This window comes from Intestinibacter sp. (assembly GCF_051866655.1).
In the GTDB taxonomy this organism is placed as follows: Bacteria; Bacillota; Clostridia; order Peptostreptococcales; family Peptostreptococcaceae; genus Intestinibacter.
In genome coordinates, this window is the sequence record NZ_JBJDXL010000480.1 from 1 (window position 1) to 8,177 (window position 8,177).

Below are 8,177 nucleotides of genomic sequence, written 5' to 3' on the forward strand. Positions count from 1 at the left end.
AGTACTTATATCTTGGAAGAATAAATTATTTATAATATTCCAAGTTGATTCATGACCATTAGATATTAAATTTTCTCTTAAAATTAATAACAATGCTCCTATTACTAGTCCAGCAATAAGCGAGATTGCCATTTTTGTTGCTAAAGTATTTACATTTTGAGTTGACTTATTTTTTGAAGCCTCAGAACCCATACAAAAATCCCCCTTTTTATTTAATAAATTTTATTTGTACATTCTTTTTTATATTAATATAATAGTTAATATTTTAACATAAGTCTAATAACTTTTATAGATAAAATTAATAGATATATTTTATAAAAAAATAAAATATAAATAATATTTTCAAATTTGTCACCATCTATAGATAAATATAAATAATATTGATTAAATCTATAAGTTAGATATAAAATCATAGAAAACCTTGTCAAAGTAATACAACATTAAAAATTTCAATACTTGTAACCTATGTTACAGATTATATTTTTATTTAAATATATAATGATGGCATGATATACAAATCAAACAAATATGTGAAATAAAAATCATTAATAGTAAAATAAATTAACGATTTGGAGGAATAAAATATGGAAAATAAAATGTTTTGTTTTCAATGTCAAGAAACTGCTGGATGTAGCGGATGCACTAAATCAGGTGTTTGTGGAAAATCACCACAATTAGCTAGATTACAGGATTTATTAATATATGTAACTAAAGGATTATCAGATGTGACAACTAAACTTAGAGCAGAAGGAAAATCTGTAGATATTAAAGTCAATCATATGATAACTATGAATCTATTTGCAACTATAACTAATGTAAATTTTGATGATGAAGTATTTTATGCAAAAATAGCGGAAACTTTAGAAATAAAAGAAGAGCTATTATCTGAATTAAATAATAAAGAGAATTTATCAGAAGCAGCTCTATGGAAGTCTACATCTAAATCAGAAATGGAAGAAAAATCTGCAAAGGTAGGAGTTTTAGCTACAGAAAATGAAGATATAAGAAGCTTAAGGGAATTAGTTATATATGGAATAAAGGGAATGTCTGCATATATGAAGCACGCCAATGCTTTAGGGTATGAAAATGAAGAAATAGATGCATTTATGCAGGAATCTCTAGCTAAAACTATGGATGACAGTTTGACTTCAGATAATTTAGTAGCTTTAGCATTAAACGCAGGTAAGGTAGGAGTCGATGCTATGGCTTTACTAGACAGCGCAAATACAGGAACTTATGGACATCCAGAGATAACAAAGGTAAATATAGGAGTTAGAAATAACCCAGCAATACTTATATCAGGACATGATTTGAAGGATTTAGAATTATTATTAAAACAAACAGAGGGCACAGGAGTAGATGTATATACACATTCAGAGATGCTGCCAGCTCACTATTATCCAGCATTTAAAAAATACCCTCACTTCGTAGGCAATTACGGAAATGCTTGGTGGAAACAAAAAGAAGAATTTGAAAGCTTCAACGGTCCAATACTTATGACTACAAACTGTCTAGTACCACCAAAGGATACTTACAAGGATAGAGTTTATACAACTGGAGCAGTTGGGTTTGAAGGATGCAAGCATATAAATGGAAATAGCGAGTCAGATAAAGACTTTACTGAAATAATAGAACACGCTAAAAAATGTCCACCACCAACAGAAATAGAAACAGGTGAAATCGTAGGCGGATTTGCGCATAACCAAGTGCTAGCACTAGCTGATCAAATAGTAGAAGCCGTAAAATCTGGAGCAATTAAAAAATTCTTCGTTATGGCAGGCTGTGATGGAAGAGCTAAATCTAGAAATTACTACACAGAATTTGCAAAGGCTCTACCAAAAGACACAGTAATACTTACAGCTGGTTGTGCAAAATACAAATACAACAAATTGGACTTAGGAGATATAGGTGGAATTCCTAGAGTTTTAGATGCAGGACAATGTAACGATTGTTATTCACTTGCTGTTATAGCTTTAAAATTAAAAGAAGTATTTGGTCTTGACGATATAAATGATCTGCCAATAGCGTTTAATATAGCTTGGTATGAACAAAAGGCTGTTATAGTATTATTATCACTACTATATTTAGGAGTTAAAAATATACACTTAGGACCAACTCTTCCAGCATTCTTATCACCAAATGTAGCTAAGGTATTAGTTGAAAACTTTGGTATAGGTGGAATATCTACTGTAGAAGATGATATAAAAATGTTTATGGAATAGAAATATAAAAGCCCCTCATCTCAATTGAGAGGGGGGACTTTTTATTCGTCTAAAATTTTAAATAGAGCTTCTAAGTTTAAAATTTTTATTGTATCTTTAGAATAATCTATGATGTTGAGTTCCTTCATATTGATAAGCTCTCTAGATAAAGAAGGTCTAGGCACACCTAGAGTTTCGGCAAGCTTTTGTTTGGTCATACTTATATTAATAAATCTGCTGCCTTGCTTTTGATACTCGTCTAAGATGTAATTACTGATTTTTTGGCGAATACTGTTGTAGGATAATCTTTCTATAGATTTATTTAAAATTAAAATTTTATTGCTTAGATCCTTTAGAAACATTTCTAAAAAATCGGCATGAGTATAACAAAATTTTATAAAATTGTCTTTTGAGATAAATAATATCTCAGATTTTGAAGAAGATATTACAGTCGCCGGGTACTTGTCTACATCGGAAAATACAATTACCTCTCCAAATAGGTGACCTGGGCCAACTGAAGTCATCTTGACGACTTTATTGCTCAACATTCGCTTAATATCTAGAGTTCCATTTAATATAATACCTATGTATTTACATTCATCACCTTCAAGTGCTATTATTTCTTTCGCAGAGAAGGTTTTGATTGTATAATCTATATCTTTAAAAAAATTTAAAATTTCTTCGGGCTTTATATCGTAAAACATGTTAATTTACCACCTTTAAAATATTACTATAAGAAAATCTTTATTCTAAAGAGTCATAATGTTGATTTCCTATGCATTATAAAATAATACCACTTAATAATAGTTATAATCAATTTTTTGCATATGAGTTATAAAGTATTCCATAAATGTAAATACTAAAGAGGTATTTAATATAGGATTATTATATATAAAATAGGGAGGTAGAGGAATGAGTGCAATTGAACTTATGAAAAACGAACATGAGTATATAAAAAGAATGTTATCAGTAATCAGAAATATGTGCATGGAATTTATAGACAACAATAAATTAGAGTATGGAGATTTTCTAAACGTAATAGATTTTATCAGGAATTTTGCAGATGGCCATCATCATAATAAAGAAGAAATAATTTTATTTAATAGAATGGTAGATAATATTGATACAATTGGAGAAAAGTTAATTACACACGGTATGTTAGTAGAGCACGATTTAGGACGATTATACGTATCTAATCTCGAAAAATCATTAAATCAATTTAAATCAGGTGATTATGAAGCTAAACTAGATATAATTGCAAATGCAGTTTCTTATACTAACTTGTTGAGTTCTCATATAGACAAGGAGGATAGAGTTATATTTGAATTTGCAAATAGAGAATTAGATAGAGATATTTTAGATGCTGTAGATAGAGAATGTGATAAATACGAATTTGAAAATCGACAAGCTAGAGAGAAATATATAGCTTTATTAGAAAATCTTGAATTAAAATACCTAAAATAGTTAAAGATATATATTAGCAAATATATCATTAAATGATTGATATAAATAAAAAATAGAGGTGAGTTTTATGATAACAAAAGATATGACTATAGGAGAAATATTGAGAATGAAACCAGAAGCTGCTGAGGTTTTAATGGGCATGGGTATGGGCTGCTTAGGTTGTCCCTCTGCACAAGTTGAAACTTTAGAGGAAGCCTGTAAAGTACATGGGCATGATGTAGAAGAGATTTTGGCTCAATTAAACAAATAGGATATTTAACCCTCAGTGGGCGAGTTTCCACTGAGGGTTGTTATTTACTAAGATCGATTATACAAAAAGTTCTGGTTGCTTTTGAACTTCAGAACAAGTAGCCATTAAAAATCCTTTGAATTTATTGTACATTTCAGATGTCATAACTTTAGCATTTTGAGGACATGCTTTTACACACGCACAGCAATGTAGACATTTTGATATATCAGTTATAAGTTTAGGATTTTCTATGTCTATTATTCCCATAGGACATACATCTTTACATGTGCCACAATTATTACAAGTATCTAGTGTTTCTGGTCCCCATTCAATCGGAGCTGGAGCTGATTCTTTGTAAGGGTGATTTCCTGGAATATTTAATTTTTCAAAGTCACCTATAGAATTTGCGTTTTCTATTTTTTGTTTTGATTTTACTGCAAAGTCTTTTGCTATATTTAAGTCATCGTCGTTAGGACGACCACCTGCTATTTCAGCACCAAATGAATGTTCACCTATAAATGCTCCAGCAGATACTACCTTAAATCCACCTTCTTCAAGATAATCTGATAATTCTAAAAGAGCATCCTCATAATCTCTATTGCCATATACAACTACAGGGATACATAATGTATTACTAGCTTTTAGATTTTTTACAAATTCTTGTACTAGATAAGGAATTCTACCGCCATATACAGGCATACCAATTATTAAAAGTTCATCTTCTTTAAAATCTTCAACTTTTTTTGTTCTATCAAATGTTATATCGCAAGTATTTATTTCACTAGAAAACACATTTGCTATAGTTTCAACTATAGTTTTTGTTGTATTTGTAGGGCTGAAATATATAGTACTTATTTTCATAATTATTGACCTCCTAATTCCTAAAAATGTAAAAAATAGATTATAAATTCATTATAATATATGATAATATTAGTTCAAGTACATATATTTTTATTATATAGTAATAAAAATATTACTGTAGAGCTATGTTGTAATAAATAATAAAGTATGAGAGGCTGATTTGATAAATATGAAATTAGAAAATATTGATGATAAATTAAAAGAAAAATATATTAATTGTAAAAGCGATTGTAAAGGAAGCTTAGATGGTAGAGATTGTCCAGTAAAATTTACTTTAGATGTTTTAAATGGAAAATGGAAGATGAAGCTAATTTGGGAATTAATAAAGGAAGAACCTTTAAGATATAATGAACTACAAAGACGTTTAGATGGAATTTCTAATGTAGTTTTGAGCAAAACTTTAAAAGAGTTGATGAAGCTCAATATTGTGAATAGAGTACAATTTAATGAAATTCCACCGCATGTTGAATATTCATTGACTCCAATTGGAAAAGAATTGATAGATGTTTTTGAGGTGCTTTATGATTGGGGAAAAAAAGCAAAAATGAGTCAAGTTTTAAAATAATAATTTATTTATATAAGTAAATTTATTATTTTATATTAAAATCATAAATTTTTATAAAATATATAGCGAAATATAATAAAATTTGTTATTATATATTGTATACATAGAAAAGTTTGAAAATTTAAAATAATTAAAAAATAGTAGAGGAGATAGTTTTTATGGAGAAAGCAAATATAAAATGGGACGAACTAGGATTTAACTATGCATATGTAGACAATATATATGTATCTTACTGGAAAGATGGAAAGTGGGATGAAGGAAAGATACAACAAGGAGATAAAATATCTATAAGTGTAGGTGCTACAGCACTACATTATGGACAAGAATGCTTCGAAGGATTAAAGGCATATTCTACAAAAGACGGATCTATACAATTATTTAGACCAGATATGAATGCAAAAAGACTTCAAGATAGCTGTAAGAGAATATTAATGCCTGAAGTACCAGTTGATAAATTTATAGATGCATGCATTCAAGTTGTAAAGGCAAATGAAAAATACGTACCACCATATGGAACAGGTGCTACATATTATTTAAGACCTTTTATGATAGGATGTGGAGATAATATAGGTGTTGGACCAGCTCCAGAATATTTATTCTGTATATTTGGTATACCAGTAGGTCCATATTTCAAAGGTGGATTTAAGCCAGTTTCAATGACAACTGCTAAATACGATAGAGCAGCACCATGGGGAACTGGAGCAACTAAGGTTGGTGGAAACTACGCAGGTAGTTTACTTCCTCACAAAATAGCAAATGAAGAAGGTTATTCTGACTGTATATATTTAGATCCAGCAACTCACACTAAGATAGAAGAAGCAGGAGCTGCAAACTTCTTTGGTATAACTAAAGATAATAAATTTATAACTCCGAATTCACCATCTATCCTACCAAGTATAACTAGAAATTCACTATTGACAGTTGCTAGAGATTACTTAGGTATGGAAGCGATAGAAGGAGAAATATTAATAGACGATATAGATCAATTTGTAGAAGTAGGTGCTTGTGGTACAGCTGCAGTTGTTGCACCAATAGGAAGCATATTCTACAACGACAAAGAATACATATTCCACAGCAAGGAAGAAGCTGGACCAGTGATCACTAAATTATATGAAACTCTATATGGAATACAATTTGGTGATGTAGAAGCTCCAGAAGGATGGATAGTAAAGGTTAAATAAAAATAAATAATTATTATTGAAAAATAGACTGTTACATAAGGCTTATCTTGTGTAGCAGTTTTTTGTGCGAAAAATTTCGATAGACAAAATTGGTTTATCGTGATAAACTTAAAATAAATATAGGTTTATTGTAATAAACCAAAAGGAGGATGGGAATTATGGATTATAAATTATTCGATGCAGAATATAAATTTATGAATATTATTTGGGAGGAGGAACCTATTAAATCAGGTGATCTAGTTAGATTATGTAATGAAAGACTTGGATGGAAAAAATCCACTACATATACAGTACTAAGAAAATTATCTCAAAGAAATTTTGTGAAAAATGAAAATACAATAGTGACATCGTTAGTTAAAAAAGAAGAAACTCAAAAATATGAAAGCCATGAAGTTGTCGATAAATCATTTGGTGGCTCGCTACCTAAATTTTTGACTGCGTTTTTTGGAGATAAAAAAATTTCTAAAAAGGAAGCTGACGAGCTGAAGAAGCTGATAGATTCTTATAAAGAAGATTAAAAAAGAGAGGTCTTAACATGTATTTATTAGAGAATATATTTAAAAATATATTGGATATGAGTATAACTGCAAGTTATGTTGCGATTGTAGTTATTGCTATTCGATTTGTTATTAGAAAAGCTCCTAAAGGTTTTTCTTTTGCGCTTTGGATAGTTGTCTTATTTAGGTTGGTTTGTCCGATATCGTTTATTTCTAAATTGAGTATCTTTAACTTTATTAATAGAGATGGATTTAGAAAAATAGATGGAGCTTCCAAAAATATAACTGTAAACAGCAGTATTTCAAATATTTCGATGACTCAAGCTTCAAATAACAATGTAGCAGAGCATACTGTCGATAATTTAGTCGATAATACTCGAGGCTTTGAAATTAATTTTACGCAGATAGCGGCAAATTTATGGTTAATAGGTATTCAAGTATTAATCGTGTGTTTTATCGTGTCGTATATAAAGACACATTCCAGAATAAAAATGGCGACATTGTACGGCGAAAACATATACGAGAGCGATCAAATAGACACAGCGTTTGTATTTGGATTGTTTAGACCCAAAATATACATACCTACAAATGTGACTGAGCAGGAAAAAATCTACATAATTGAACACGAAAAGGTTCATTTGAGAAGGAAGGATTATTTGATTAAAATAATAGCATTTTTACTTTTGGCAGTGCATTGGTTTAATCCGATTATGTGGATAAGCTTCATGCTTATGACTAGAGATATGGAGATGTCTTGTGATGAAAAGGTAATGAAGAATTTAGGAGAAGATATAAAGACAAATTATAGCTACTCACTTTTAAATTTAGCTGTTAATAGAGGTAATACGTTCAATGTTCCTATTTCGTTCTCTGAAAATAGTATTAAATCTAGGATAAAAAATATTTTAAGCTATAAAAAGCCTAAAAAATCAGTGATTTTTATAGTTGTATTGATAATAACTTCTTCTACGCTGTTTTTAATATCTAATCCTAAAAATAACGACTTAGACAATTCAAAATCACTAGTTAAAAATATAGAAGCATTAGAACAAAAAAGTGAAAATAAAAATGTACTAATTGAAGATCTAGCAGAGTTGACTGACTTTGAGTGGGATTATTTATATAGCTTTTCTCCATATGCGTCTAAAGAGGACATAGAGAGTGCAATAGGTTTTAAAT

Annotated in this window: 9 protein-coding genes and 1 pseudogene; 7 read left to right on the top strand and 3 right to left on the bottom strand. The window is 29.6% G+C overall.

What is annotated here, in order from left to right:
• Positions 1-192 (bottom strand): annotated as a pseudogene (locus tag ACI3VO_RS14395) (dicarboxylate/amino acid:cation symporter); the annotation flags it as partial.
• 392 nt (positions 193-584) lie between these two features.
• Between ACI3VO_RS14395 and hcp the strand changes: the two are divergent.
• Complete coding sequence (hcp, locus tag ACI3VO_RS14400; protein ID WP_439758581.1) at positions 585-2,222, top strand: hydroxylamine reductase; 1,638 nt, start codon at positions 585-587, stop codon at positions 2,220-2,222.
• A 41-nt stretch (positions 2,223-2,263) separates the two neighbouring features.
• Here the strand turns inward: hcp and ACI3VO_RS14405 are convergent, their stop codons facing one another.
• The gene (locus ACI3VO_RS14405) at positions 2,264-2,905 is read right to left on the bottom strand and encodes a Crp/Fnr family transcriptional regulator (protein ID WP_439758582.1); all 642 of its coding nucleotides are present in this window, start codon (positions 2,903-2,905) and stop codon (positions 2,264-2,266) included.
• 208 nt (positions 2,906-3,113) lie between these two features.
• On the opposite strand from ACI3VO_RS14405, the gene ACI3VO_RS14410 reads away from it, so the two are divergent.
• Positions 3,114-3,665 carry a hemerythrin domain-containing protein gene (locus ACI3VO_RS14410; protein WP_439758583.1) on the top strand — a complete coding sequence of 184 codons (552 nt, stop codon included), beginning with the start codon at positions 3,114-3,116 and terminating at the stop codon, positions 3,663-3,665.
• A 67-nt stretch (positions 3,666-3,732) separates the two neighbouring features.
• The gene (locus ACI3VO_RS14415) at positions 3,733-3,915 is read left to right on the top strand and encodes a DUF1858 domain-containing protein (protein ID WP_439758584.1); all 183 of its coding nucleotides are present in this window, start codon (positions 3,733-3,735) and stop codon (positions 3,913-3,915) included.
• A gap of 57 nt (positions 3,916-3,972) precedes the next feature.
• Here the strand turns inward: ACI3VO_RS14415 and ACI3VO_RS14420 are convergent, their stop codons facing one another.
• Positions 3,973-4,755, bottom strand: coding sequence for an EFR1 family ferrodoxin (locus ACI3VO_RS14420; RefSeq protein ID WP_439758585.1), 783 nt, complete (start codon positions 4,753-4,755; stop codon positions 3,973-3,975).
• A gap of 169 nt (positions 4,756-4,924) precedes the next feature.
• Here ACI3VO_RS14420 and ACI3VO_RS14425 point away from each other — a divergent pair, with 169 nt between their 5' ends.
• The 4 genes from ACI3VO_RS14425 to ACI3VO_RS14440 form a co-directional block, all read left to right on the top strand.
• Positions 4,925-5,320 (top strand): winged helix-turn-helix transcriptional regulator, encoded by a 396-nt coding sequence (locus ACI3VO_RS14425; protein ID WP_439758586.1) that lies wholly within the window; start codon positions 4,925-4,927, stop codon positions 5,318-5,320.
• 158 nt (positions 5,321-5,478) lie between these two features.
• Positions 5,479-6,501 (top strand): branched-chain amino acid aminotransferase, encoded by a 1,023-nt coding sequence (locus ACI3VO_RS14430; RefSeq protein ID WP_439758587.1) that lies wholly within the window; start codon positions 5,479-5,481, stop codon positions 6,499-6,501.
• Positions 6,502-6,659: 158 nt separating this feature from the next.
• Complete coding sequence (locus ACI3VO_RS14435) at positions 6,660-7,019, top strand: BlaI/MecI/CopY family transcriptional regulator (RefSeq protein ID WP_439758588.1); 360 nt, start codon at positions 6,660-6,662, stop codon at positions 7,017-7,019.
• Between the two features lie 17 nt (positions 7,020-7,036).
• Positions 7,037-8,177, top strand: a 1,141-nt coding sequence (locus ACI3VO_RS14440) for a M56 family metallopeptidase (RefSeq protein ID WP_439758589.1), incomplete at its 3' end; no start/stop codon positions are given.